The sequence below is a fragment of the Arthrobacter sp. StoSoilB20 genome, assembly GCF_019977295.1.
Lineage (GTDB): Bacteria > Actinomycetota > Actinomycetes > Actinomycetales > Micrococcaceae > Arthrobacter > Arthrobacter nicotinovorans_A.
Genome location: NZ_AP024651.1, coordinates 2958961 through 2983151 on the forward strand (window position 1 = coordinate 2958961; position 24191 = coordinate 2983151).

The 24191-nt window shown below is 63.7% G+C and carries 23 protein-coding genes; 10 read left to right on the forward strand and 13 right to left on the reverse strand.

Annotated features, from left to right (window positions below):
• Positions 1-26 precede the first annotated feature (26 nt).
• The 3 genes from nadA to LDN85_RS13390 form a co-directional block, all read right to left on the reverse strand.
• Positions 27-1334: a quinolinate synthase NadA gene (gene nadA, locus LDN85_RS13380; protein ID WP_223943299.1), complete on the reverse strand. Its 1308-nt coding sequence runs from the start codon at positions 1332-1334 to the stop codon at positions 27-29.
• Positions 1331-2041, reverse strand: a complete 711-nt coding sequence (locus LDN85_RS13385) for an NUDIX domain-containing protein (protein ID WP_026546087.1) — start codon at positions 2039-2041, stop codon at positions 1331-1333. The genes nadA and LDN85_RS13385 overlap by 4 nt, the downstream gene beginning before the upstream one ends.
• Positions 2042-2178: 137 nt before the next feature.
• Positions 2179-2652 (reverse strand): Lrp/AsnC ligand binding domain-containing protein, encoded by a 474-nt coding sequence (locus tag LDN85_RS13390; protein ID WP_026540192.1) that lies wholly within the window; start codon positions 2650-2652, stop codon positions 2179-2181.
• Positions 2653-2826: 174 nt separating this feature from the next.
• On the opposite strand from LDN85_RS13390, the gene LDN85_RS13395 reads away from it, so the two are divergent.
• The 5 genes from LDN85_RS13395 to LDN85_RS13415 all read left to right on the forward strand — a co-directional run bounded on the left by LDN85_RS13395 (position 2827) and on the right by LDN85_RS13415 (position 7622).
• On the forward strand, positions 2827-4212 hold the full coding sequence (locus LDN85_RS13395; RefSeq protein ID WP_223943300.1) for an amino acid permease: 1386 nt from the start codon (positions 2827-2829) through the stop codon (positions 4210-4212).
• Between the two features lie 137 nt (positions 4213-4349).
• Positions 4350-5402, forward strand: a complete 1053-nt coding sequence (locus tag LDN85_RS13400; protein WP_051420653.1) for a thiamine pyrophosphate-dependent enzyme — start codon at positions 4350-4352, stop codon at positions 5400-5402.
• The gene (locus LDN85_RS13405) at positions 5395-6468 is read left to right on the forward strand and encodes an alpha-ketoacid dehydrogenase subunit beta (protein ID WP_223943301.1); all 1074 of its coding nucleotides are present in this window, start codon (positions 5395-5397) and stop codon (positions 6466-6468) included. Before LDN85_RS13400 ends, LDN85_RS13405 begins: the two co-directional genes overlap by 8 nt.
• The gene (locus LDN85_RS13410; RefSeq protein WP_223943302.1) at positions 6461-6790 is read left to right on the forward strand and encodes a biotin/lipoyl-containing protein; all 330 of its coding nucleotides are present in this window, start codon (positions 6461-6463) and stop codon (positions 6788-6790) included. Before LDN85_RS13405 ends, LDN85_RS13410 begins: the two co-directional genes overlap by 8 nt.
• A 4-nt stretch (positions 6791-6794) precedes the next feature.
• Positions 6795-7622 carry an alpha/beta fold hydrolase gene (locus tag LDN85_RS13415; protein ID WP_026540187.1) on the forward strand — a complete coding sequence of 276 codons (828 nt, stop codon included), beginning with the start codon at positions 6795-6797 and terminating at the stop codon, positions 7620-7622.
• Between the two features lie 98 nt (positions 7623-7720).
• Here the strand turns inward: LDN85_RS13415 and LDN85_RS13420 are convergent, their stop codons facing one another.
• Positions 7721-8134, reverse strand: a complete 414-nt coding sequence (locus LDN85_RS13420; RefSeq protein WP_026540186.1) for a MarR family transcriptional regulator — start codon at positions 8132-8134, stop codon at positions 7721-7723.
• 86 nt (positions 8135-8220) lie between these two features.
• Here LDN85_RS13420 and LDN85_RS13425 point away from each other — a divergent pair, with 86 nt between their 5' ends.
• Complete coding sequence (locus LDN85_RS13425; protein ID WP_223943303.1) at positions 8221-8889, forward strand: phosphoribosyltransferase family protein; 669 nt, start codon at positions 8221-8223, stop codon at positions 8887-8889.
• Positions 8890-8960: 71 nt separating this feature from the next.
• On the opposite strand, the gene LDN85_RS13430 is transcribed toward LDN85_RS13425, so the two are convergent.
• The gene (locus LDN85_RS13430; protein ID WP_223943304.1) at positions 8961-10295 is read right to left on the reverse strand and encodes an MFS transporter; all 1335 of its coding nucleotides are present in this window, start codon (positions 10293-10295) and stop codon (positions 8961-8963) included.
• 130 nt (positions 10296-10425) lie between these two features.
• Here LDN85_RS13430 and LDN85_RS13435 point away from each other — a divergent pair, with 130 nt between their 5' ends.
• Positions 10426-11172, forward strand: a complete 747-nt coding sequence (locus LDN85_RS13435; protein ID WP_035760506.1) for an IclR family transcriptional regulator — start codon at positions 10426-10428, stop codon at positions 11170-11172.
• A gap of 123 nt (positions 11173-11295) precedes the next feature.
• Positions 11296-12096, forward strand: coding sequence for a MoaF C-terminal domain-containing protein (locus LDN85_RS13440; RefSeq protein ID WP_223943305.1), 801 nt, complete (start codon positions 11296-11298; stop codon positions 12094-12096).
• A 76-nt stretch (positions 12097-12172) separates the two neighbouring features.
• Here LDN85_RS13440 and LDN85_RS13445 read toward each other — a convergent pair whose 3' ends face one another.
• Positions 12173-13648 (reverse strand): APC family permease, encoded by a 1476-nt coding sequence (locus LDN85_RS13445; protein WP_026540181.1) that lies wholly within the window; start codon positions 13646-13648, stop codon positions 12173-12175.
• 236 nt (positions 13649-13884) lie between these two features.
• Here LDN85_RS13445 and LDN85_RS13450 point away from each other — a divergent pair, with 236 nt between their 5' ends.
• Positions 13885-14862 carry a helix-turn-helix domain-containing protein gene (locus LDN85_RS13450; protein WP_026540180.1) on the forward strand — a complete coding sequence of 326 codons (978 nt, stop codon included), beginning with the start codon at positions 13885-13887 and terminating at the stop codon, positions 14860-14862.
• Positions 14863-14868: 6 nt separating this feature from the next.
• Here the strand turns inward: LDN85_RS13450 and LDN85_RS13455 are convergent, their stop codons facing one another.
• The 6 genes from LDN85_RS13455 to LDN85_RS13480 form a co-directional block, all read right to left on the reverse strand.
• Complete coding sequence (locus LDN85_RS13455; RefSeq protein WP_091550199.1) at positions 14869-16230, reverse strand: MFS transporter; 1362 nt, start codon at positions 16228-16230, stop codon at positions 14869-14871.
• 86 nt (positions 16231-16316) lie between these two features.
• Positions 16317-19346, reverse strand: coding sequence for an SMC family ATPase (locus tag LDN85_RS13460; protein WP_223943306.1), 3030 nt, complete (start codon positions 19344-19346; stop codon positions 16317-16319).
• Positions 19343-20515 (reverse strand): exonuclease SbcCD subunit D, encoded by a 1173-nt coding sequence (locus LDN85_RS13465; RefSeq protein ID WP_026546098.1) that lies wholly within the window; start codon positions 20513-20515, stop codon positions 19343-19345. Before LDN85_RS13465 ends, LDN85_RS13460 begins: the two co-directional genes overlap by 4 nt.
• 71 nt (positions 20516-20586) lie before the next feature.
• Positions 20587-21534, reverse strand: coding sequence for an aquaporin (locus tag LDN85_RS13470; protein WP_223943307.1), 948 nt, complete (start codon positions 21532-21534; stop codon positions 20587-20589).
• 184 nt (positions 21535-21718) lie between these two features.
• Complete coding sequence (locus LDN85_RS13475) at positions 21719-22069, reverse strand: DUF202 domain-containing protein (protein WP_223943308.1); 351 nt, start codon at positions 22067-22069, stop codon at positions 21719-21721.
• 13 nt (positions 22070-22082) lie between these two features.
• A complete protein-coding gene (locus tag LDN85_RS13480; RefSeq protein WP_026540174.1) occupies positions 22083-22439 on the reverse strand; it encodes a DUF202 domain-containing protein in 357 nt (118 codons plus the stop codon).
• Between the two features lie 83 nt (positions 22440-22522).
• Between LDN85_RS13480 and LDN85_RS13485 the strand changes: the two genes are divergently transcribed.
• On the forward strand, positions 22523-23593 hold the full coding sequence (locus LDN85_RS13485; RefSeq protein WP_223943309.1) for an ADP-ribosylglycohydrolase family protein: 1071 nt from the start codon (positions 22523-22525) through the stop codon (positions 23591-23593).
• A gap of 6 nt (positions 23594-23599) precedes the next feature.
• On the opposite strand, the gene LDN85_RS13490 is transcribed toward LDN85_RS13485, so the two are convergent.
• On the reverse strand, positions 23600-24160 hold the full coding sequence (locus LDN85_RS13490; protein ID WP_223943310.1) for a DUF4395 domain-containing protein: 561 nt from the start codon (positions 24158-24160) through the stop codon (positions 23600-23602).
• Positions 24161-24191: the final 31 nt, after the last annotated feature.

Below are 24191 nucleotides of genomic sequence, written 5' to 3' on the forward strand. Positions count from 1 at the left end.
GATTCGGTTGGTCCGGTGTGGCCGGGCTAGGCCGGCTTGGCTGCCAGCATGCGCTCGAGCGCAATCTTGGCGTTGTCCTGCACGGAGTCATCCACCGTGATGCGGTTGACGATTCGTCCTTCCACGAGCTCCTCAAGGACCCAGGCAAGGTACCCCGGGTGGATGCGGTACATGGTGGAGCACGGGCAGATGACGGGGTCGAGGCAGAAGATGGTGTGCTGCGGGTTTTCGGCGGCGAGCCTGTTCACCATGTTGATCTCGGTGCCGATGGCGAACGTGGTGGGTTCGGTGGCGGCGGCGATGGCTTTCTTGATGAAGTCGGTGGAACCGGCGGAGTCGGCGGCGTCCACTACCTCCATGGGGCATTCGGGGTGGACGATCACGTTGACCCCTGGGAAGTCCTGCCGGGCTTTCTCGATCTGTCCTACGTTGAAGCGCTTGTGGACCGAGCAGAAGCCGTGCCAGAGGATGACGCGGGAGTCCAGGAGGACCTGTTCGTCGTTGCCGCCGAGTTCCTTGCGCGGGTTCCACATGGGCATCTGCTCAAGCGGCACGCCGAGTGCCTTGGCGGTGTTGCGGCCCAGGTGCTGGTCGGGGAAGAACAGGACCCGCTGACCGCGTTCGAAGGCCCACTCCAGGACGACCTTGGCGTTGGAGGACGTGCACACGATTCCGCCGTTGCGCCCACAGAACGCCTTCAACGCAGCTGAGGAGTTCATGTACGTGACCGGAATGACCGGTACACGTCCGGACGCGTCCGGCTCCGTGCCGAAGATTTCCTCAAGTTGTTCCCAGCATTCTTCCACTGAGTCTTCGTCTGCCATGTCAGCCATGGAGCAGCCTGCGGCGAGGTTCGGCAGGATGACGGCTTGGTCCGGGGTGGAGAGGATGTCCGCTGTCTCGGCCATGAAGTGAACGCCGCAGAAGATGATGGCTTCGGCGTCCGGCTTGGTCAGCGCTGCATTGGCCAGCTGGAACGAGTCGCCCACGAAGTCCGCGTACTGGATGACTTCATCGCGCTGGTAGAAGTGGCCCAGGATGACGGCCCGGTCCCCGAGAGTCGCTTTGGCGGCCCGGATGCGGGCGTCCAGTTCGGCGTCGGAGGCCTTTTTGTACTCTTCGGGCAACTGGCCCTGGCGTGGCGTGGCTTTCGGTGCCACGTCATCGCTTGAAGCACCGGGGCCGTAGGCTGGTTCGCCGGCGAGGGCTTCGGCAAGGTCATATTCCCAGGGGCCCCTGGCCAGTGCGGGGCTGCACGTGGATCCCGCGCGGGAGAGGCCCTTTTCGGCTTCCTCGCGGGTGATCAGCTGGACGGCAGTATTGACGCTGCTCATGGTGTACTCCTGTTGTCTGGCCCGAGGCCTGGGGTGCCGGTAAAGCGGTAGAGGCGTGGTGGGCGGTGTTTTCCGCCTTGCAGGTATTCACCGGTTTCTTCTATTTCCGGTGTTGCCTTGACGTGCCTGCGGAAGTTTGCGGGATCGAGCGGGCGGTCCAGCACGGCCTCGTAGACTTCGCGGACCTGGGCGAGCGTGAAGAACTCGCCCAGCAAGTGGTAGGCGATGGAACCGTAGGCCATCTTGTTGCGGAGCCGCCAAAGGGCGTAGTCGACGATCGCCTGGTGATCGAAGGCCAGTTCCCCAAGCCGGTCTGCACGGAACCAACGCACGTTCTCGGACTCGTCAGCGAGGGCAGCTTCCGTGGGTTGCACCAGCGCCCAGTACACAATGGAAACCACCCGCTGGGTGGGCGACCTGTGGAGTCCGCCAAAGGCGTAGAGCTGTTCCAGGTAATGGGGCGCCAGTCCCGTGGTTTCGCGGAGGTTCCTTGAGGCTGCGTCCTGGAGGGATTCGTCGTGGGCCAGCGGTCCGCCCGGGAGCGCCCACATGTCCTTGAACGGCTCACGGATACGGCGGACCAGCGGCAGCCACAGGGTGGGCCGGCCCGACTTTTCACTGGGGCGAAGGGCGAAAATCACCGTGGAGATAGCCAACGACGGCGGCGCGAGCCGCCTCTCGGCGACATTGGCTGAGTTCGTGTTCACGGCGTTTCACCTCGCTTCATCGCCGTCAGGAGCCCTCGGTGTACACCAGACAGTCATGTACACCGGAAAGCTAGTTAAAGTCATGTTGACTAGAACTAATGGTACGACTCAAGGGGCGGCAAGCAAAATGCTTTACGTCACACTGCCTTAGCGGCAGCTTCCATCAGGGGCAGGGTACGGCCCTGTATGTGGCTGTTCAGGACAATCACCGATGAGCACCTGACCACGGACTTGGTGGCGATCATGGCGTCCAGCACCCGCTGCATGTCCGGGTTGGACCGTGCTGCGATCCTCACCATCAGGTCCGAGTTTCCCGTCACCGTGTGGACCTCGATGATTTCCGGGATGGCACCCAGGCTTTCAATGATGGCGTCGTGGCCGATCTCCTGGGTGATCGTGACCGAACAGAACGCCACCACCGGAAACCCAAAGCTGGCGGGATCCGGCTGGGGAACCCATGATCCGATGACCCCGTTTTCGATCATCCTGTCGATCCGGGACTGCACCGTGGCACGGGCGACCTTGAGCACGCGGGAAGCCTCCAGCACTGAGGATCGTGGCGAGTCAGTGAAGAAACGTACAATTTTTGCATCAAGCGCATCGACCAGCATCAAAGTTCCTGTCCCCGGGGATTCGTACCCATCACATCGCTAGAGCAAAAAGTGATGTATCTTACAAACTGCGAGAATTATTCCACGGCTCGTGCTGCGTCGTCGACGCCTGCGTGCCAAGCCCATGAGGCCAACACGCCAAACCAGCATGCAATCCATAGAAGGTAGACACGTATGACAACGAAGTCCATCGCGGCTCCTGCCCCAACATCAGGCCTCGGGCACTCGCTCAAGCCGCGCCAGCTCACCATGATGGGATTGGGCAGTGCGATCGGCGCCGGCCTCTTCCTCGGCTCGGGGGCAGGGGTCCAGGCTGCAGGTCCGGCAGTGCTCATTTCCTACCTCGTCGCCGGCACCCTGATCATCCTGGTCATGTGGGCGCTGGGCGAGATGGCGGCCGCCAACCCCAACAGCGGCGCTTTCTCTGTGTACGCGGAAAAGGCCATGGGCAAGACTGCCGGCGGAACCATCGGCTGGCTGTGGTGGCTCCAACTGGTGGTGGTCATCGCCGCCGAAGCCCTCGGCGCAGCAGGACTGCTGTTCTCGATCTGGCCCGTCATCCCGGTGTGGATACTCGCCCTGGTGTTCATGGTGGTCTTCACCGGCATCAACCTGGTGGGCGTGCGGAACTTTGGCGAGTTTGAATTCTGGTTCGCCATCCTCAAGGTCGCTGCCATCGTGATCTTCCTGCTCATTGGTGCCGCCCTGCTGTTCGGCTGGCTCCCGAACGTTCCCTCCCCCGGACTCTCGGCCTTCGGCGACTTTGCTCCCAACGGCATCGGCGGAATCGCAGCAGCCTTGTTCGTGGTGATCTTCGCCTTCGGTGGCACCGAGATCGTCAGCGTTGCCGCAGCAGAAACCGAGAACCCCGCCCACAGCGTCGGCAAGGCCATCCGCACAGTGGTGTGGCGCATCCTGGTCTTCTACATCGGCTCCGTCTTCGTCATCGCCGCCGTCCTGCCTGTGGGCTCGGAGGGACTCAAGTCCCCGTTCGCCGGAGTGCTGGACCTCGCAGGAATTCCGGGCGCCGGTGCAGCCATCACCCTGGTGGCCGTGGTGGCCCTGCTGTCGGCGTTGAATGCCAACCTGTACGGCGCCTCCCGCATGATCTTCTCCCTCTCAGAGCGCGGCGAAGCTCCGCGTTTCCTCTCCCGCCTGAGCGGATCAAAGGTTCCCGTTGCCGCCGTCGGAATTTCGGTTGCTTTCGGCTTCATCGCCACGGTCCTGGAATTGCTGTTCCCGGAGAAGATCCTGCCGGCACTGTTGAACCTTGTGGGCTCCACCTGCCTGGTGGTCTGGGGAACTGCCCTGGTGTCCCAATTCATCCTTCGCCGCAGGGCAGACCGGGATGGCACCGAACTGCCCTTGCGGATGAAGGGATTCCCGTTCCTGACCATCCTGGGACTTGTGCTGCTGGGCCTGATCCTGGTGGTGGGCTTTGCCAACCCGGAAAGCGCCGGACAACTGGTCGGAACGTTCATCCTGATCCTGGCCATCGCCGCCGGCTGCTTTATCAACGCCAAGTCCAAAGCCGCCCGCCACAGCACGGCGGCGAAGTAACACCTGCTCATCACAACTAAGAAGTCCTGCACAGTTTGTACTGTGCAGGACTTCTTTTTATGCCCAACTTGTACAAAGTGTTTCGTTTGAACTGTGCTGATTGCGCACAACCACAATCGGTGACTAGGGTCACAACCATGACGACCAAACCCGTGCTGGCCGCCGTCGACGACGACGCGGCCCCGCTCACGCACCATCAACTCCGTGAGCTGTACACCTTGATGGCAGCAGTCCGGCACCTGGATACCTCAGCGGTCGCCTGGCAACGCCAAGGCATCATTCCCGGCTACGCCCCGGAGCTCGGCCAGGAAGCCGCACAGGTAGGCAGCGGCTATGCCGTGGACCGGACCCGCGATTTCGTTTTCCCCACATACCGTGAAATGGGCGTTGCCCGGGCCATGGGACTGGACATGGTGGGCTACATGTCCACCCACAAAGCCACCTGGCATGGCGGCATGTACAACCCCCTGGAATCACGGTTCGCCCCCATCCAGGCAGTGGTGGCAGGATCCGTGCTCCATGCAGTCGGCTGGGCCCACGGCCAGACCCTCACCGGCCCGGGAACAGACGGACTGGGGGTGGCCATGACCTACTTCGGCGACGGCGCTTCCTCCCAGGGCGACGTCCATGAGGCCATGAACTTCGCCGCTGTCTTCAAGGCCCCCGTGGTCTTCTTCGTGCAGAACAACGGGTGGGCCATCTCGGTCCCCACCGAACGCCAGGTGGCAGGCGGCTCCGTGGCAGCCCGCGCAGCCGGATACGGCATCCCGTCCCTGCAGGTAGATGGCAACGACGTCGTAGCCGTCTACGAAGCTACCCGTTCCGCTTTCGCCCACTGCCGAGCAGGGAACGGCCCGGTGGTCATTGAGGCCATGACCTACCGGCGCGGCCCTCACTCCACAGCTGACGACCCCGGCCGCTACCGCACCCTGGAGGAGGAACGCCTGGACGCCGGCGAGGATCCCCTGGAGCGCTTCAAACAGCGCCTGCTGGCCGAAGGAGTGGCCGATGAGGCCTTCTTCGCCGAGGCCCAGTCCTTGGCTGAGCAGGAAGAAGAGGCAATCCGCGCCGGAATCGCGGACCTCGGCGCACGTCCCGGCGCGGAAATGTTCAGCATGGTCTTCCAGGAGCCCACCCCTTCCCTTCAATCCCAGGCCACCGCGTGGCGCGAGGAGTCCGAACATGTCTGAGACCATCACCGGGCTGCACCCCAACGTGGACAGCACAGCCGGCGTCGAGCACCTGTCCATGCAACAGGCCCTCAACCGGGCATTGGACGAGCTCCTGGCCGAGAATGCCAGGACCGTCATTTTCGGCGAGGACTGCGGCCGGCTGGGAGGCGTCTTCCGCATCACGGACGGCCTGCAGGCCAAGTACGGCGAGGACCGGGTGTTCGACACCCCGCTGGCCGAGTCGGGCATTTTGGGCATGTCCGTGGGCCTTGCCATGGCCGGCTTCCACCCCATTCCCGAGGTCCAGTTCGATGGCTTCGCCTATCCGGCCATCAACCAGATCATTTGCCAGATCGCCCGGATGAACTACCGCAGCCGGGGCACATTGCCCATGCCCATTACACTGCGCGTGCCCAGCTTCGGCGGCATCCGAGCGCCCGAACACCACGGCGAAAGCCTTGAGGCACTCTTTGCCCATGTGCCCGGACTCAAAGTTGTCTCCCCTGCTACCCCGCACGACGCCTACCACCTGCTCAAGTACGCCGCCACCCGCCCGGATCCGGTGATCTTCATGGAGCCGAAGTCGCGCTACTGGCAAAAGGGGCCGGTGGACGTCACCACCGCGACTCCCGGTGAGGCAATCCACGACGGTTGCACCTCCGGCGGCGGCAGCCCCACCGGCGCCCGCGTGGCCAGGGAGGGCAAGCACCTCACGCTGGTGGCATGGGGCGCCATGGTGTCCCGATGCCTGCAGGTTGCTGAACTGGCCGCCGAGGACGGGATCGACGTCGAGGTCCTGGACCTGCGCTGGTTGAAGCCGATTGACGCCGAGGCCCTGGCGAGGTCCGTCGGAAAGACGCGGCGCGCCGTCGTCGTCCATGAAGCGCCGCTGACTTCCGGACTTGGCGCCGAGGTGGCCCAACTCATCACGCAGAGCTGTTTCGCAACGCTCAAGGCGCCGGTGGAGCGGGTCACCGGCTTTGACGTGCCCTATCCCTCCGGAGACCTGGAGGACGAATACATCCCCAACATCGACCGCATCCTCTTTGGGATCCAACGCGTACTGGAGTACCGCCGTGGCTGAAATTTCGTTCCCCCTCCCCGATCTCGGCGAGGGACTCATCGAAGCAACTGTGCTGGAGTGGCTGGTTGAACCCGGTCAGCAGGTGGAACGCAACCAAGCGATCGTGGAGCTTGAGACCACCAAATCGGCCGTCGAGTTGCCCAGCCCCCAGGCAGGTAAAGTGGTGCGTATTCACGGGGCGCCCGGTGAGACCATCAATGTGGGCGAGCCGCTGATCGTGTTCGAGGTTCCGGACGACACCGCCGGGATCGTGGGCACTGTTCCGAAGGACGAAGCACCCAAGCGCCGGGTCCGCCTGAGCGCCGTACTCGATGAGGACTGAGACCATGACCGGCAGGCACACCGTGGAACAACACCGGCACACCGTGGAGGGCACCGACCCCGGCCTGTTCGTGGCCGTGCATGAATCCGCCACTGACGCCGGCTTGCGCCCTGTCCTGCTGATCCATGGCTTCTCCTCTTCCAGCAAGCTGAACTGGGAGGACAGCGGCTGGATCACTGCCCTCCAGGACGCGGGCCGCCAGGTGATCACCGTCGACCTGCCCGGCCACGGCCGGAGCCATTCCCCGGAGGATCTGGACTCATATACGCCCAGCCGCATTCGCGCGGACCTTCTGCAGATAGTGACCGACGCCGGTGCCCGGCCCCTGCGCGAGGGTGATCCGTCCACGGGGCTGGACGTCATTGGCTACTCTCTGGGTTCACGGCTGGCCTGGGAATTTGGCGCCACCCAGCCGGACTTGGTCCACCGGATCGTCCTCGGTGGCCCAAGCTCAGCGGATCCTCTGGCTGCCTTCGACCTCGCGGCCGCCCAGCGGCACCTCTCCGACGGCACGCCTGTGGAGGACGCATCCACCGCAGGGCTGCTGAGGATGGCGCAAATGCTTCCCAGCAACAACCTGTTCGCCATGTTGTCCCTCATCGAAGCCGTCAAGGGAGAACCTTTCGATCCCGCCGAAGCAGCCCCGCATATGCCCCTGTTGTTGGTGGCCGGCGAAAAGGACGAACGGGCAGCCACCATGCCGGAGCTCGCGGCCATTGCCGGTAAGCGGGGCGGACTGGTGGAAACCCTGGTGATCCCCGGGCGGACCCACACCAACGTCATCACCAGCCGTGCGTTCAAGGAAGCCGCCATCGCGTTCCTTGGCGTCTGATCCGCGGGACAAGTTTGCGCCGGGTTGGCACTTCACACCCATGTTGGGGAAAATATGGGTGTGAAGTGCCCACACGCGCGACTTCAACCACCGCGTAATCAGCGGGCCAGCCGCTCCGCGTTAAGGCTCATGCGCTCCAGCACGCTCAACGCCATGGCGTACTCGTCGATCCCGATGCCCATGGACAGGTCCTCTCGGGCGGCTTCAACAAACCGCTGGGCTTCATGGAACTTCTCCCGACCACGGTCACTAAGGACCAGCCGGTCATCAATCATGGTGATCATGCCCCGGCCAACCAACGCCGCGAGCTCCCTCTCCCGCATCCGGATATCGTTCCCCCATAAAGGACGCAAGGTTTCCTCCAGCTGGTCCGGAAGCATCGCCCCCTCGGACAGAACGCTGAGGGTTTGCCACTGACGCCGGCTGAGCTTGATCCGGGCCAGGATGCTGTCCAGCTGGGCCTCCAACGCGGCGTCGAGCCTCTTGATCCAATATCCGATGGGCTTGTTCACAAGCCCATGCTTTCAGCGGATACGCCGCCGGGCAAGGTCTGGACGGTAGGCTTGGAACGGCAACGAATTACGTGGAAGTGGAGCAGATGGGCATGCGTTTCAAGGACCGTGCGGAAGCCGGTCGACGCCTGGCTGAAGCCCTCCCCCAACTCCGGGAGCAGCCGGACACCATAGTGCTGGGCCTGGCCCGCGGTGGCGTTCCCGTGGCCGCTGCGGCAGCAAACGCGTTGTACCTGCCCTACGGTGCCATCCTGGTACGCAAGCTTGGCATCCCCGGCCGCGACGAGACCGCCTTCGGCGCCCTGGCGTGGTCACAAGGGGATGTTCTCCGGATCGTCAACAGGCCACTGAAGGAACTTATCCTCGCCCACGGAATCTCCCAGTCCGCGCTGGATGCGGTGGAGGCACACGAACGGTCCGAGCTGCTCCGGCGTGCGCAGGCCTATCCTGGCACCGGGCACGATCTTCGCGGAAAGACGGTGGTGCTGGCCGACGACGGACTGGCCACCGGGGCCACCATGCGGGCGGCCGTGGAAGCTGTTCGTTCAGCCGGGGCACGCACGGTCATTGCCGCCGTGCCTGTCGCCTCATTGGAAGCCTCGACGTCGCTGGCCCGGGTCTGCGACTTTGTCATGGCATTGCACACACCCGGAAAGTTCCATGCTGTTGGCGCCTTCTACGAACACTTCGGGCAGTTGACCGACGCCGACGTCGTCAGCCGGCTGGAAGGTGCCGGGGCCGGCCGGCGCCCCTAGCGGCCGTCGTTCTCCAACGCACAAGCGGGTGCGGTCCGTTGTGGACCGCACCCGCTTTGCAGTTTCCCGAATTAGTGGTGGACGCTGTAGCCCAGCGGCCGGCCGCGGGTTTCCTTGGCGAGGATCACGCCCACGGCGGAGATGATGCACAGCCCCATGATGTACAAGCCCACCGAACCGGACCACTTGGTGGAGTCCAGGAGAGCCTGGGCGATCAGGGGTGCGAAGGCACCGCCCAGGATGGCACCCAGGGCGTACCCGATGGAGATGCCGGAGTAGCGGACCTGCGCAGGGAACATCTCGGCGTACATGGCGGACATTGGACCGTAGGACAGACCCAGGCCGATCGTCAGGACGAACAGGGCGGTTCCGTAGAGCACGATGTCCTTGGAATCGATCAACACGAACATTGGAATCATCCAGGCGAAAACCAATCCATAGCCGATCAGGAAGGTCTTGACGCGTCCGATCTTGTCCGACAACCAGCCACCCACCATGGTGAAGATGAGCCAGCCGAACGAGGCAACGGTGGTGGCGAGCAGAACCTGCGGGGTGGGCATCTTCAGCGTACGTGTGGCGTAGGAGATGAAGAAGGCAATCAGCAGGTACCCGGCGGCGTTGTTGGCAATGAAGATCAAAGCGGCGAGAACAACTTCCTTCTTGTTCTTCCGGAAGAGCTCACCCAAGGGCGCCTTGCTTTCAGCCTTGCGCTGGGCAATCTCCTTGAAGACCGGGCTCTCACCGACGGCGCGGCGGATGAGGTAGCCCACCACGATCAGGACTACGGACAGCAGGAACGGCACACGCCATCCCCATGAGGCGAATTCTTCCTTGGACATGGCCGTCTGAAGGATGAACAGCAGGCCGGTGGCCAGGATCATGCCGATGGGCACACCGATCTGCGGGTAGGCGCCGAAGAGTCCGCGCTTTTTGACCGGTGCGTGCTCCACGGCCATGAGGGCGGCACCGCCCCACTCACCGCCTGCGGAGAAGCCCTGGACCACGCGGAGCGTGATCAGCAGCACCGGAGCCCAGACGCCGATGGTGGCGTAGGTGGGCAGCAAGCCGATCAGGGCGGTGGCTGCACCCATCATGACCAATGTCATGACCAGGACGGCTTTACGGCCCATCCTGTCGCCGAGGTGTCCGGCGACGAATGCCCCGAGGGGACGGAACAGGAAGCTGATGCCGATCGTGGCGAACGACAAGAGCTGGGCGACTCCGGGGTTGGACTTCTCCAAGGGAGAGAGGAACAGCGGTGCCAGCAGTGTTGCCGTGAGTTGGGCGAAGATGAAGAAGTCGTACCACTCAATGGTGGTGCCTACCAGCGTCCCGGCCAGTACCCGGCGCTCTTCGCGCTTACTGCTGGGTCCTGACTGGGAGTCGACAGTGGAAGTTGCGGTCATTGGAACTCCATGGGGTGAGAGTGACTGGTCGGCATTTGACTTGCATTAACCGACAGAACGGTCAGTTAGGAAAGAATACTACATTCTGTGACCCAAAGCACAGCCCTCGGGAAGTTCGCACCAACATAGGATGGTTCGCATGAATCCCCGCAGCGATGTCCACCCTCCAACGGAAGCGGCGGCACAAGCACCGCCGTCGCAAACCTTGTCACGGGGAATCCGCGCCTTGGAGATCCTCGCGGCCGCCGACCATCCACTGACCATTGCCGAGCTCACCGAAGCGCTCGGGGTGCACCGCTCCGTGGCCTACCGGATTCTCCGGACCCTGGAGGACCATTCCCTCCTGGTGCGCGATGACTCCGGGCGGGTACAACCCGGGCCCGGGCTGGCAGTCCTTGCCAGTGGCGTCTCCCGGAACCTGCAAACCGCCGCACTGCCGGAACTGACCCAACTCGCCAACACCTTGCACATGACGGCCTTCGTGGCCGTCTGGGACCATCAAGAGTGCGTCACCCTGGTCACCGTTGAACCGCGGCACGCCGGCGCTGCGCTGGCCCAGCACCCCGGAAGCCGCCACCCGGTCAGTACCGGCGCTCCCGGAATCGCCATTCAATCCACCATGACCGAAGAACGCTGGCAGCAGATGGGCGCCGGAAACCCCTACCGCCCCGAAGCCCATCAGGCGCGCCGCCTGGGCTACGCCACCAGCCACGACGAAGTCATCGCCGGACTGTCCTCCATTGCCGCCCCCATCAGGGTCCCCGGCGGACGGCCCGCCGCGATCGCCGTCGTCTATATCCGCCTGGACCAAGACCCTGACGCCGTTGGCCAAGCACTGGCGGCCAGTGCGGCACGCATTGAGAGCCAGCTGGCTTGAACCTTTCCGTGCAGGTCAAGTGGCGTGCCCCACAGCACAAGACCGGCAGCAACGGGAACTGAATACTCGAAAGAAGGACCGGACATGCCGTCCGGTCCTTCTTTCGAGCCCGAGAAGGAACCCATGAGCCTGAATCTCCTAGACACCTCCAACTGGCTGCCGTTGGACGGCCTGGCCCCCGGCTTCGACGCCAACAAGGCGCCCACCGTGCAGGACCTGGCAGGAAAGCAGTTCTCCCTCAGCAATGACGGCGGCCCCATGACGTTCAGCTTCGATGACGAAGAAGTTCAGTGGGCTGCGGCCGGCCAGTCAGGAACCGCACCCTATGAGGCCTTCCTGGTGGCCGAGGAACTGTACTACGTCCAATGGCAGAGCACCCAGGATCCCGGACTCGCCGTTTCCCTGGTCCTGGACCTGCTGCACGGCAGGGCGCTGTACATTGGTGCCGCACTGGGCAGGGCAACAGCGTCGAGTGTGGCCGTCCAGCACGATTTCCGCCCCGGGACGCTCGATGGCCACCATCCCACGGGGGCCGAAATTTCAGAAAGCAACGCACTCATTGGGCGGCGCGTTGAATGGGTCTACAGCGAATCCCACGCCTATGAGCACATCTATCTCAGCCCCACCTGGTACACCTGGCAATGCCTGGCAGGTCCCGAGCGCGGATTGGCGGACACGGACTCCAATACCGTCTTTCAGATCCGCCCCGGAATCTTCGTCTTCACGTGGCGCGAGAAAGTCATACCGTGCGGATCGGTGACCATTGCGGACCACCGTGATCCCCATGCCATCCGGTCCCACGGCAGTCTCTTCGGTTGGGACGAGGCGGGCATCGCGCCGGTGCACTTCACTTTCGGCGCTCACGGCCGGCTGATCAGCATCAGCCGGCACAGCCCCGGGCTCAACCCGGCGATGGGAATCTAGCTCCACGGAAACAGGACAAGGAAGCCCCGGCGGGCGAAACAACCGCCGGGGCTTCCTTCTGGATCAAGGACAGTTCTCAGTCTTCGGAACCATGGCCGATCCGGGCGTACAGTGCAGGCTGCGAGCGCCGGAGACGCAGGCCCCAGATGAGTCCAACAACTCCGGGCAGCAGCACCAGCATCGGCAGGACAAACGAGGCGGCCGTTGACTCGGTTTGCCCCAGCAGGACGTTGAAGTTGGCCATGATGAGCACAAAGACGATCGCCAGGAGCACGAACCCCAGGCCGGGAGCGATCACCCTGACCCACAGGCTTGCCCCGTGCTGCTGGCGGCGGAAGAATCCGATCACTGCCACAGAGACCACGGCCATCAACAGCACAAGCCCCATGGCACCACTGTTGGTGAGCCAGGTAAACATGGTCAGGACGGGATACAGCTCGCCCATTTCCGAGCCGGAGCCGGCAATGGCAAAGGCAATGGTTACGACGACGGCAATGACCGTCTGTGCCAGCGAACCGGCAAAGGGTGCCCCGCTGGCGGCCCGCACCTTGGCCAGCGCCGACGGCAGGACACGCTCTCGTCCAAGGGAGAAGAAGTAGCGGGCTACGGCGTTGTGGAAGCTGACGAGTGCGGCGAAGAGGCTGGTGACAAAGAGGATCTGGGCAATGTCGCTGAGCAGGACGCCGCCATGGGTGCCCAGGAAGGCGAAGATCATGTCAGGCCCATTGGTGGTGGCCGCCTCAATCACAGCGGAGGGGCCGGCGCCTACGGTCATGGCCCAAGCGGAGATTGCGTAGAAGACAGCGATGATGCCAACGGCCGAGAACGTTGCCCGGGCCACGGTGCGTTTGGGGTCCTTGGCCTCTTCACCGTAGATGGCCGCGGATTCGAAACCCATGAAGGCGGCAATACCGAAGGAGAGGACTGCTCCAACCCCGGGAACGAACAGGCTTTCGGGGCTGAAGGTTGCTGCGCTGATGCCTTCGGGCGCTACTGCGAGGCTGATGACGTCGTAGGCAATGACCACCAGGAACTCCAGGGCGACCAGGACGCCCAGCACCTTGGCGGACAGATCCACCCTGTTCACTCCCAGCCATCCGACGATTGCGATGCACACCAGCACAGGAATCCACCACGGCACGCTGATACCAAGCCGCGCGGACAACAGCGATGAGACGGTGAAGCCGAACAAGCCGTAGATGCCCACTTGCATGAGGTTGTAGGCCATGAGGGCAATCAGTGATGCCCCCACACCGGCCGGCCTGGAAATGCCTTGGGCAATGTAGGCGTAGAACGCCCCGGCGTTGGTGACGTAGCGGCTCATTGCGGCGTAACCGACAGCGAACAAAGCCAGGATTGCGCCCAGGATCAGGAAGGACAGTGGGACACCGGTGACCCCGGTAACGGCGAAGGTGGTGGTTACTCCACCCGCGAGCACGGTCAGCGGTGCCGAGGCCGCGATAATCATGAAGGTTACTGCCGGTACGCCCAGACGCCTCCTGGTGCCTACGGCTCCAGCGGCCTTGCCTTTGACGGGGTTGTCCACGCTCATAGTGTGCTCCTGCCTCGGTGCCACGGGAGATTGCGCGGCACGATGTCTGTCATTCCGCAATCTTCCACCGCATGGTCCCTGCGTGACTTGTCTCACACGGCAGGGTGTTTGTCGGAGCACGCAAGCACGGACGCACGGGGCGCCCGGTGTAGAATCGTGGGCAAGCTCACGTCCGCACAACCGGGCATTCCCGGCATCAGTGGCAGCGGCGCCGCGGGCCACTTAGAAGGAGTTCGATGACCGTCGCGGCTGATACGGGCCCCGCAACCGTGGAAACCATCGTGGCGGAGTCGTTCCAGGAGTGGAGCAAGGCGATCTCCACCTCCTTTGTGCCACTGCTGGCAACGGGTCCGGTCAGTTCCTCGTTCCAGGCAGCGTCCTTCCACGGAACAATGCGGGCACGCGTGCTGGGACAAATCTCCGTAGTGGAAATTACCGCCGGTCCCCACACTGTCCAGCGCACACCGGAACTGATTGCCAAGTCAGCAGGACGCTTCTTCAAACTCAGCATCCAATTGGCGGGATCGGGCCGCCTGGTTCAGGACGAACGCGAGGCCGTGCTGCTCCCCGGCGATCTCTCCATCTACGACACCTCCCGCCCGTACCAACTAACGTTCGACGACGACTTCCGCACTTTGGTGCTCATGTTCCCGCACGTCCTGCTGGACTTGCCCGCTGAAGCGATGGGACATGTGACGGCCTTGCGCATTCCGGGCGATGAGGGCCTGGGCGAACTCATCAGCCCCTTCCTGGTCAAGCTGGCCGATAACCTCGAAGCCCTCTCCGGCACCAACGGGCTCCGGTTGGTCCACAACGCCCTGGACCTGGTCACCACGCTTTTCAACGGTGAACTCGATCAACTGATCGAGACAGGGAGGGATCCGCACCTGCTGCTGTTGGGCCGAATCCATGACTACATCGAGGCCAACCTCGGTGACCCCGAGCTCTCCCCCGGGACCATTGCCGCTGCCCATTACATTTCCACGCGGCATCTGCACGACCTCTTCCAGGAAATCGGGACCACGGTGGCGTCCTCCATCCGGCAACGGCGACTGGAACGTTGCCGGCGGGACCTCAGGGATCCGGTGCTGGCGGATCGAGCTGTCACGGCAATCGCGGCGCGGTGGGGCTTCACCGATGCCGCCCATTTCAGCCGCATCTTCCGCGCAGCTTTCGGGAATTCCCCCACCGGATACCGCAGCGAACCCCGGTAGCTGGAGTTACGCCTGAGGCCTGCTTTTCATCACCAAGGATGTCAGGACGCCGAGCACCAGAAGGCCCGCCGCGGCTGCCATCGAAACCACGAAGGCCGCACCGGGCCCCTGTGTCTGGGCCAATTGCCCCGCCAGGTAGGCACCTAACGCGGTACCTGCAACGATTCCACTTGCCAGGGCCGTCATGACTGTGGCCATGCGACCCGCCGGCGCCACCACTCCGCCGATGCTGAACACGGTGACCATCACCGGGCCCACGGGAATACCCAGGATCAGCAAGACAAAGACCATTGGCCAGATACCGGCGGGCAACAGGAGCAGGAACGACAATGCTGACATCGCAAGTGCAGCCGCGACCCAACGGGAGGCCAAGCTGAACCGTTGCGGCCAAAAGGCTACGGACAGAGCCGCCACAGCGGAACTCAGACCCATCACGGCATACAAAAGACCTGCGATCTCGGCCGTTGCGTACTGCGCTGAATAGGCGCTCAGCGCGTTTTGGGTCGCCCCGAAAAAGGTACCCATGCACACCATGGCAAGGACCGGAACGGCCACTACTGCTCCAGCCCAACGGTTGCGCCGCTGCGGACCCGTTTGCGCAGCCCCATCACCGGAAGGCACGACGCCGGGCGCCGGCTTGCGGGGTGCGGGAACCACTGCATGCTGGCTGGGGTGGACGGCGAAAGCCGGCACCAATGTGATGGTCATGACCGCTGCCAGGGCCAGTGGCAGCCACGGCGCCACCATGCTGGCCAGGACACCCACCAACGCAGGTCCGAGGACGAACGTCACTTCGTCAGCGGTGCCCTCATAGGACAACGCGGTATCCAGATCGGCACGGTTTGATGCCACGCTCTTGCTTCCACTGGTGGCCGAGGGGGAAAGGTTGCGGGTGGTCAGTGCCATCCAGCGGACCCTTGCCATCGGACCAACCTGCGGGCAGCTCGCACCGGCCATGAAAGCCGCCACCAGGACGACTGCGGCATCACCTGCCGAACCGTAGGCCGGGGTGAGGTACGCCGCGGCAAGCAATCCGGCAACAGCCAATGCGTTGATGACCGCGGCCACGAGAAGCACTATCCGCTGACCTGCGCGATCAGCCAGGGAACCAAGGACCGGCGCGCCAAGGGCAGAACCGATGCCAACAGCCCCGGCAGCCATGCCGCCAATGGCGTAGGACTGGCTGACGGCGGTGACCAGTGTCAGGGTTCCGACGGTGAGCATGGCCAGGGGAAGCCGGGCGAAGAGGCCCAAGGGCAGGAAACCAGGTCCTGCCAACTCGGGAAGCCGCGCGAAACGGCCAGGCAGGCGTGATGGGCGTGAGGTCGCAGAAGGGAGGGGCTGGGAGGCCACTGAAGATTTTTCCATTAATCCGGGTTCGCTAAAGGATGCGCATCGTCCCTCCTCCCGATGCGCGCGACCCGGTGTAACGGGTTAAGTCTATCGGATATGTCCTAGGCCGGCACCGCTTCAGCGATGCGCACCGTGGATCCGTGCCGGCCTTTGACTACTTGCACCTGGCTGGTGATGCGTTGCTTCATCTCGGCCACGTGGCTTACCAGGCCAACAACCCTGCCTCCATCACGCAGTCCTTCCAAAGCATCCATCACTTGCTCCAGTGCTTGCTCGTCGAGGCTGCCGAAGCCTTCATCGACGAACAGCGTCTCAATATCCACGCCACCGGCCTCCTGCTGGACAACATCGGCAAGGCCGAGGGCAAGGGACAGCGAGGCCATGAAAGACTCCCCGCCGGAAAGGGTCGAGGTGTCGCGGTGCTGGCCGGTCCACTCATCCACCACTTCCAGACCCAGTCCCGACTTCGCACCCCGTGCTGCCTTGGCGTCAGTGTGCTGCAACGTGTATCGGCCATCGCTCATGGCGACAAGCCGCTCCGAGGCGGCGATGGCCACTTGTTCCAGTCGCGCGGCCAGAACATACGTGTTCAGGCTCATCCGGTAACTGTTGTCACCGGCTCCCCGCACCGTGTCTGCCAACTCTGCCAGCAGCCGGGCCTTTTTCCGCGGCTCCTTGCCCGACTGGGCGAGCACCCCGTACTCAGCCCTGAGCCGGACAACAGCTTGGACCGACTTTCCAGCCAACCCTGCTGCAACGGCGGCCTCACGTGCTTTGTCGGCAGCCTCGGCAGCCAACTGTTCCAGGCCGTCAAGTTCCGCCTCTGGCAGGGGAAGCTCGCCAATGCCCGCTTCCTTCGCGGCCAGGACCAGGTCCTCACCGGCAAACAGCTCGTCGAGCCGGGAAGACTCAGCGTCGAAATCGGTGAGGTCCTTTTCAAGGCCAACAACATCGGCCGGCGGCAGGAGTTCACGACGTGCTTCCTCCGCAGACCCGAATCCGGATTCCGGCAACGCGCGGTCAAGGGAGGCAAAGGCATCCGCCTGCGATTGTGCTGCGCTTTCGATGTCCCGATCAGCATCAGCGGCCTGCTGCAGCAGAGTGCGTTCAGCCGACAGGGCCTCCAACCTTTCGCGCAGGCTCTTGAAGCCACCCCTCAAGCCGGAGAGTTCGGTTTCCAGTTCAGTGAGTTGTTCCTCGAACAACCCCACCTCGGAAGCTGCCTGGGCAGCGGCCGAGAGGGAGCCGGCGCGTTCTTCCTCCACCAGTGCGATGCGCCGGTCAAGGGACTTGTGACGGCTCCGCAGCACCTCCAAGGAAGCTTCTGCCTTTCGGGCCTCCGAGAGGGCCTTCCTGGCATCCTCACGCTTCGTCCCGGCGTCGGCGGCGTCCGCAGAGCCTCCTTGTGCTTTCAGGCCGGCGAGAACCTGGGCTGCCGCGGAGACCTGCTCTGCAAGCTTGGCCTCGGCTTTCTCGCAGGTATCGAAAAGCTCCTTCAGCTCTTCCTCTTCCTGGGCGAGCGAGAGGGCCGAACGTACTGCGGCAGCTGGGTTAGGGTGGTCCGTGCTGCCGCATACGGCACATGGCGAACCGTCTTCCAAGGCTGCTGCCAGCTCTCCCGCCGCATTGGCAAGGCGCAACTCCCTCAGATCGAGCCACTGCTGGCGGGCATCCTGGGATACGGTCCGGGCACGGAGATGTTTCCCGGTGATGTCCTCCAAATCTTCGGCAGCAGTGGCGTGGCGGGCCACAATCTCCACCAGTTCGGTGGCCGCCGCAGCTTCCCTTTCCAGCTCTGCCAGCTTCCCTGCTACAGGTTCGAGGACCGTAATCTGCGACTCCACATCAGCCGCTTCGTCGCGAAGCTGGTCCAATGCGGAGCGTGCCGCTTCAGCTGCAGCAGCATGTTCGGCCGACGCTGCGCGTTTGGCTGAAAGCCGTGTTGCGATACCTTCCAGGCGCTGCTCATCGGGAAGACGTGCCTCCAGCACGGCGCAACTTGCCTTGACGCTCTCCAGGGATGTGGCAGGGTTCTGGGGGTCAATACCGGCTGCGTCCAATTTTGCGCGAATACCGGCCGCTAGCCCAGCGACAGCCTCGACTTTGCGGGCTGCCGAATCCACGGCATCCAATTGGCCGCTAAGAACGGCGGCACGCCGATGCCGGCCGAGCCTTTCCCTGTTCTCCTGCGCGCGGGGAGCGGCCAACTCCAAAAGGACCCGCCGCTGCATCGCAGCGGCGAGACGCCCGTGGCGCGCAGCCTTGTCCTGTGATTCCACGGCTTTGGCTGCGAGTCGCGTGGCCAAAAACCCGGCTTCTGCGGCATGGTCCTGACGGCGCTGCCACTCGGCCGTGGCTTCGTCCTCCACCCCGGCCAGCCATTCCTCGGGATCTTGCCCTGCGACGATGGTGGCAGAGGCACCTTCGGAATCCCCCGGCCCGGCCTGGGTTGTCCCCAGCTGTTGCCGTTCGGCGGCAACCCTGTCCAACAGCATGGTCAGTTCCGCTGTGTTCTCCTGGACGGCCCCGGCAGCGAGAACGGCCTGCCGAGCCAGATGGCGCTCAACAGCTTCAAAGCGCTGGGTGCCGAACAGTTTTTGGAGCAGTTCCAATCGGTCCCCTGCCTTGGACCGGAGGAAGGCGGCAAAATCACCCTGTGGCAGCATGACTACCCTGGTGAATTGCTCCCGGTCCATTCCCAGGACGTCGGAAAGCTCGGCCCCTACTTCATCATTCCTGGAGGATTTCTCTTCCCAGGTGCCCTTCACCCTTTCGCGGAGCAGCGTCTTGGCCTGTTGCGTGGTGAAGCCGTTGCGCCCACGGGCGCTGGGCCGATCCCACGCGGGCGAGCGCGTTACTTCGAAACGCCTTCCACGAGCGGAGAACTCACACACCACGCGTGGTTCCGCGCCCGGGGCCGCGTGGTCGCTGCGGAGCCTTTTTCCTTCCTGCCGTGCACCCGGGACGGAGCCGTAGAGGGCAAAACAGATGGCATCCAGGATGCTGGTTTTCCCGGCACCGGTAGCGCCGTTCAGCAGGAAGAGGCCCTGGGCACTCAGTTGGTCGAAGTCGATGTGCTGGGGCGTGGCAAAGGGACCGAAGGCTTCGATGTCCAAACGATGGATTCTCACAGCTCCGCTTCCTCCAATCGCACAGCTTCAAGGGCTTCCTTGAGGGCGGTTTCCTCGGCCTCGCCTGAAGCGCGTCCCCGGACATGTTCCAGGAAGCCGCAGCAGACGTCGAGGTCGTCTTCGGCCTCGGCGAGCCGGCTGCTGTAGCTGGTCTTGGCCACGGCTTCGCCGCCTTCGGGGTCGAAGGCCAGAACCAAGGTGTCGGGGAAACGGGTTCGCACCCTCTCCATCGCCTGGGCGGGGCGTTGTGCATCCGTCAACGTGATCTGGCAGTAAGCAGCTTCCGCCCATGCATGCTCCCCTGACGCCATCAGGTCATCCAGCGTGCCGCGCAGGATGGCCAACGGTTTGGGAGCTTCCCACAAAACCTCGTCGACCTTCACTTCACCGTCGGCGTCGATGTCCACCAGCCAGGCGCCCTTGCGGTGCTTGGCCTCGGAGAAAGAGTAGGCCAGCGGCGAACCTGAGTATCGGACGTTCGGCGCAAGTTCCTGGCGGCCATGAAGGTGCCCCAGTGCGGTGTAGGCGAAGCCCTCAAAAAGATCCAATGGAACAGCCCCCAGTCCGCCGATGCTGAGGTCCCTCTCGCTGTCCGAGGTGATGCCTCCGCTGGCGAAAGTGTGGGCGAGGACTACAGGGTGGACCGGTCCGTTTTCCCGGCGGCGCTCCACATCACGCCGAATGCGTTCCACAGCCTCCAAGGTGACATCGAAGTGGTTGGCAGTTTCGACGCCCATCCGTTCAGCCACCAGCCGGGGCTCCAGATAGGGAATCCCGTAAATGGCCACGTCCCCGCTGCCAGGGTCCGGCCCCAATGGCATGACCACCGGCACGTCCAGGTCCTCAACCCGGGTCCGGAGGTGCACTCCCCCACGCTCCAACAGCCGGGACGCAAAGCCCAACCGGATGGCGGAGTCGTGGTTGCCGCTGGTCAAAACCACGGCGGCACCTGCATGGGAGATCCGGACCAAGGCATCATCGAGGAGTTTCACCACGTCCAGGCCCGGCAAGGCGCGGTCATAGACATCACCTGCGATCAGGACGACGTCAACGGATTTGGCCTGGACAACCGATACCAATTGGTCCACGAAGTCGCGCTGGGCTTCAAGCATGCCAACGCCGTGAAATGACCGGCCGAGGTGCCAATCCGAAGTGTGAAGTAACCGCATAATCCCAAGTTAACCGGGGGCACCGACAATAAAGCGGAGGCGGGCCGTCCGGCGTCGATCCTGTCCGGCAGTCAGCCCTTTTTACCGTCGAAGAAATCACGGGCATCATCTGCGGCGGCAGCAGGGGCAGGTGCCCGGCTGACCGTGCTCTTGCCCGGCGAAGCGTCCTGGACCTTGGCATCAGCGGTTTCGGCCGCCTCTACCGTCACATCCTGGTCGGTATCGAATTCATCGTGGACTCCGTCAACAGCGCCCGCCTGCTCATCCGTGGTCCCGGCACCGTTGGCGGCGGTAAGGCCCTGGAAACCACGGAAGACGAGACCGGCCAGCGCCGCGCCCATCAGCGGTGCCACCCAGAAGAGCCACAGGCCCTCAATGGCCCAAGGTGAACTGAAGAAAGCCTGGGCCGTTGCCCGTGCGGGGTTGAAGGGAAGGTTGCCCAGGACCTGCCCCAGCTGGAGCAACACCACCATGGCAAGGCCTACGGCGAAGGGAGCCACTGCGGGAACAGCCCGGCGGCCGTCGGTCGCTCCGAGGAAAACCGCAACAAGCAGGGCAGAACCAAGGATTTCAACCATCAGGACCCCCGCCATCTGCGTTTGGGCCGGTGCGTGCTCCCCGAAGCCAGGAGCCACCACGTCGAAGGCAGCGCGGGCGTTCGTCAGCACGGGGACGGTGGTCACCACGAAGTACACGAGGGCAGCACCAGCGATGCTTCCAACGATCTGGGCCGCCAGGTAGGCCACGGCAGCGATGGCCCGGATCCTGCCCGCAACCAGGTTGCCGAGGGTGATGGCCGGATTGAAGTGGCCACCGGACACATGCCCGAAGGCCAGCATGGCAACTGTCACTGTCAGGCCAGCCGCCAGGGCAACCGGGACAGGTGCCCCGCCCGGGTTGGAGAAAATCCCGACACCCACCGCCACGACGACAATGAACATCGATCCCAATGCCTCAGCCGACAAGCGGGCAAAAAGCCCCGGTTGGGGTTCGGAAGTGGCCTGAACAGGAGAGGTCATGTCGAATGTGTCCTTAACGTTGGTCAGGGAGGCGTCCCGGCCGGCCCCGAAGCGTGCTGCGCGCACTTGTCCAGTGCTGCTTGCTGCCCGGCGCATCCTTGGCGCAGGTACGCCGTTTGGAAGTCCAAAGCTCTGAGCATTGTGCCAGCCGAGTCTGGGCGGTTGCTGAATCCTGCCTTCGAGCTTAGCCGCCCAAAGCTATGGCGGCGATCGCAGTTGCACCAAGGCACACCACGGCCACGGTGCTGACCAGGACCAACTGCGGGGAAGCAGCGGCGTTCCCGGCCTGGAGCTGGCGTGATCGAATCCACACCACGGAGGCGAGGACGACGGTGGCAAGAGCTGACATGAGCGCACAGAGGCCTTGGTAGTCAAGCCCCGGGAGCCCGGGGGCAAGGGTGCCCGTGGACGGCTCCGACGTCAACCAACTCCGCCAAATGAAAAGGTCCACCACCACCAGGGAGATCAGGGTCCGGCGCCACGCCAGCGTGGTCCGCTCCGGTTGAAGGCCGGGATCGCGGACGTCGGCACTCAAGGGATGTCCTTTATCACCGGGCCACCAGGATCAGTACCGCGAAGGCGAAGGCTGCCAAGGCAACCACTATGGTCATGAACAACATGACACGGGAGAAGGGAAGCGCTTGATCGTTGCGCATTGCCGCTTCCATGTGCCCCCACCGGCGGTAGGACAAGGCGGCCAAACCTGCGCCGACCAATGCCAAAAGGACGCAAAGGACCAGCCGAACCGGAGCCGGCGCGATGTTGGGAGCCAGCTGGTCAACTGCTACGGCGCCGGCAAGCAGGGCCAGGGAGGTACGGATCCAGGCGAGGAAAGTGCGTTCGTTGGCAAGCGAGAACCGGTAATCAGGTGTCTTGCCGGATCGTCGCCAAGCAGGTTCACGCACGCAGGTTCCTCCAAGGTTTCATCGGTGCCGGGCAGCTTCCCCACCATATCAGCGGGCGTTCGCGGGCACGGTAAGTTACTGGCATGAGTGTTGAACCTTCCTCCCGTGTAGCGCCGTCCTTCGAATCCCGTGTCCATGGCTCACTTTTAGGTGGCGCGCTGGGTGATTCCCTTGGCTATGCTGTGGAGTTTGAATCCATCGAAGCGATCCGTGCAAAGTACGGCCCTGCCGGCCTGATTGGCTTTGGACAGCTCGACGGCGGCAGCCACTTCTCGGACGATACCCAGATGACGCTCTACACCGTTGACGGCCTGGTCGAAGCCCTTGAATGGGCCAACGATGGCGTGGCTGCGGACGAAATCGCCTGCCTGTGGCTTGCCTACCTGCGGTGGCTCAACACCCAGGACGTCGCTGTTTCCTCCTCCGCACCCGCACCCCAACCCCGGTGGATCGATGCCCAGGAAGTGCTCCGGCACCGCAGGGCACCCGGGAATGCCTGCCTGAGCGGCCTGGCTACCGGGGAGATGGGCACGGTAGCCCGTCCGGTGAATCCTGATTCCAAGGGATGCGGCACGGTGATGCGTTCAGCACCCTTTGGACTGGTCCCCCACATCCCGCGGGAGGCTGTCTACAAGCTGAGTTCCGACGCTGCTTCATTGACACACGGACATCCTTCAGCGCGGCTTAGCGCAGCGGCCTTCAGCTTATTGATCCACAACATCGTGGCCGGAAGCGGCATCCTTGATGCCGCAACCGCAGCCCTCAGCTACGTAAACGGTGTTCCCACCAAAGCGCCGGAACTTGGCGAGCGGCTGGAGGCTGCCCTGCAGTTGTCGCAGCAATCCCCCGTCCTGAAGCCCGAAGAGCTCACCGCAGCGCTCGGTGAGGGCTGGGTCGCCGAGGAGGCACTCGCCGTCGGACTGTACTCCGTGCTGGCCACGAGTGGCGCTTCACCAGCGGAGCACTTCGGCAATGCTGTGGCCGTTGCCATCAACCACAGCGGTGACAGCGACTCCACCGGATCCATCGCCGGCAACATCCTGGGGGCCTTCTACGGCGAAGAATGCCTCCCTGCCGACTGGCTCGCCGCCCTGGAAGCCCCCGAGGTCATCCGTGGTATGGGAGAGAGGCTTCTGGCCGTCACTACCGGATAACGGGAGCTATGAGCTGCGAAGCGCCACGTTGTTGCAGGCCTCGCAAACAGCCTCGGGAATGATGCCGCGGCGCTGCAGGAAGCCGAAAATTGCGCAGCCCAGGCAAAAGCCGGCGAACGCCTCCAGCGAGGCCGCCACGATCAAAATAGCCAGCAGGACCCAGGCAGCGAGCTGGTGGCCGGTGAAGAACAGCACGACGGCGGCACTGGTCAAGGCGGCGCCAATGCCCTGGGCAAAGCGCTTGGGCGGGCCGGCAACGAGCTTCACGTGCCCGATCCTGGGTGCGAGCACTTTAACCGAAAGCAGCGCGAGCGGGGAAACACGGGGACCAAAAAGCACGCGGAGCCAAAAACCTGTGGCAAGTACCGCCAAGCCCCATCCCCAGCCCGTCACGAGTGTTGCCCCGGCCAGAACCACCACGAGCCCGGCGGTGATGCGGGCAGCGTAGTCGTTCACGGGATTGGGGAACGCGAAAACGGCACGCCAATCAGTCCTGCGGTGTGATTCAGCCCCTGCAGCATCATCGTGCCCACGCAACTGCAACGGGTGAAAGGGAAGCTTGGTCATCCACCAAGGCTAGGAGCGCAGTTCATCGGGC

Coding starts and splice junctions, on each gene's coding strand:
- nadA (WP_223943299.1), bottom strand. CDS start 1,334: ATGAGCAGCGTCAATACTGCCGTCCAGCTGATCACCCGCGAGGAAGCC.
- LDN85_RS13485 (WP_223943309.1), top strand. CDS start 22,523: ATGAGTGTTGAACCTTCCTCCCGTGTAGCGCCGTCCTTCGAATCCCGT.
- LDN85_RS13400 (WP_051420653.1), top strand. CDS start 4,350: ATGACGACCAAACCCGTGCTGGCCGCCGTCGACGACGACGCGGCCCCG.
- LDN85_RS13450 (WP_026540180.1), top strand. CDS start 13,885: ATGACCGTCGCGGCTGATACGGGCCCCGCAACCGTGGAAACCATCGTG.
- LDN85_RS13465 (WP_026546098.1), bottom strand. CDS start 20,515: ATGCGGTTACTTCACACTTCGGATTGGCACCTCGGCCGGTCATTTCAC.
- LDN85_RS13445 (WP_026540181.1), bottom strand. CDS start 13,648: ATGAGCGTGGACAACCCCGTCAAAGGCAAGGCCGCTGGAGCCGTAGGC.
- LDN85_RS13425 (WP_223943303.1), top strand. CDS start 8,221: ATGGGCATGCGTTTCAAGGACCGTGCGGAAGCCGGTCGACGCCTGGCT.
- LDN85_RS13390 (WP_026540192.1), bottom strand. CDS start 2,652: ATGCTGGTCGATGCGCTTGATGCAAAAATTGTACGTTTCTTCACTGAC.
- LDN85_RS13455 (WP_091550199.1), bottom strand. CDS start 16,230: ATGGAAAAATCTTCAGTGGCCTCCCAGCCCCTCCCTTCTGCGACCTCA.
- LDN85_RS13405 (WP_223943301.1), top strand. CDS start 5,395: ATGTCTGAGACCATCACCGGGCTGCACCCCAACGTGGACAGCACAGCC.
- LDN85_RS13435 (WP_035760506.1), top strand. CDS start 10,426: ATGGTTCGCATGAATCCCCGCAGCGATGTCCACCCTCCAACGGAAGCG.
- LDN85_RS13395 (WP_223943300.1), top strand. CDS start 2,827: ATGACAACGAAGTCCATCGCGGCTCCTGCCCCAACATCAGGCCTCGGG.
- LDN85_RS13490 (WP_223943310.1), bottom strand. CDS start 24,160: ATGACCAAGCTTCCCTTTCACCCGTTGCAGTTGCGTGGGCACGATGAT.
- LDN85_RS13440 (WP_223943305.1), top strand. CDS start 11,296: ATGAGCCTGAATCTCCTAGACACCTCCAACTGGCTGCCGTTGGACGGC.
- LDN85_RS13415 (WP_026540187.1), top strand. CDS start 6,795: ATGACCGGCAGGCACACCGTGGAACAACACCGGCACACCGTGGAGGGC.
- LDN85_RS13430 (WP_223943304.1), bottom strand. CDS start 10,295: ATGACCGCAACTTCCACTGTCGACTCCCAGTCAGGACCCAGCAGTAAG.
- LDN85_RS13470 (WP_223943307.1), bottom strand. CDS start 21,534: ATGACCTCTCCTGTTCAGGCCACTTCCGAACCCCAACCGGGGCTTTTT.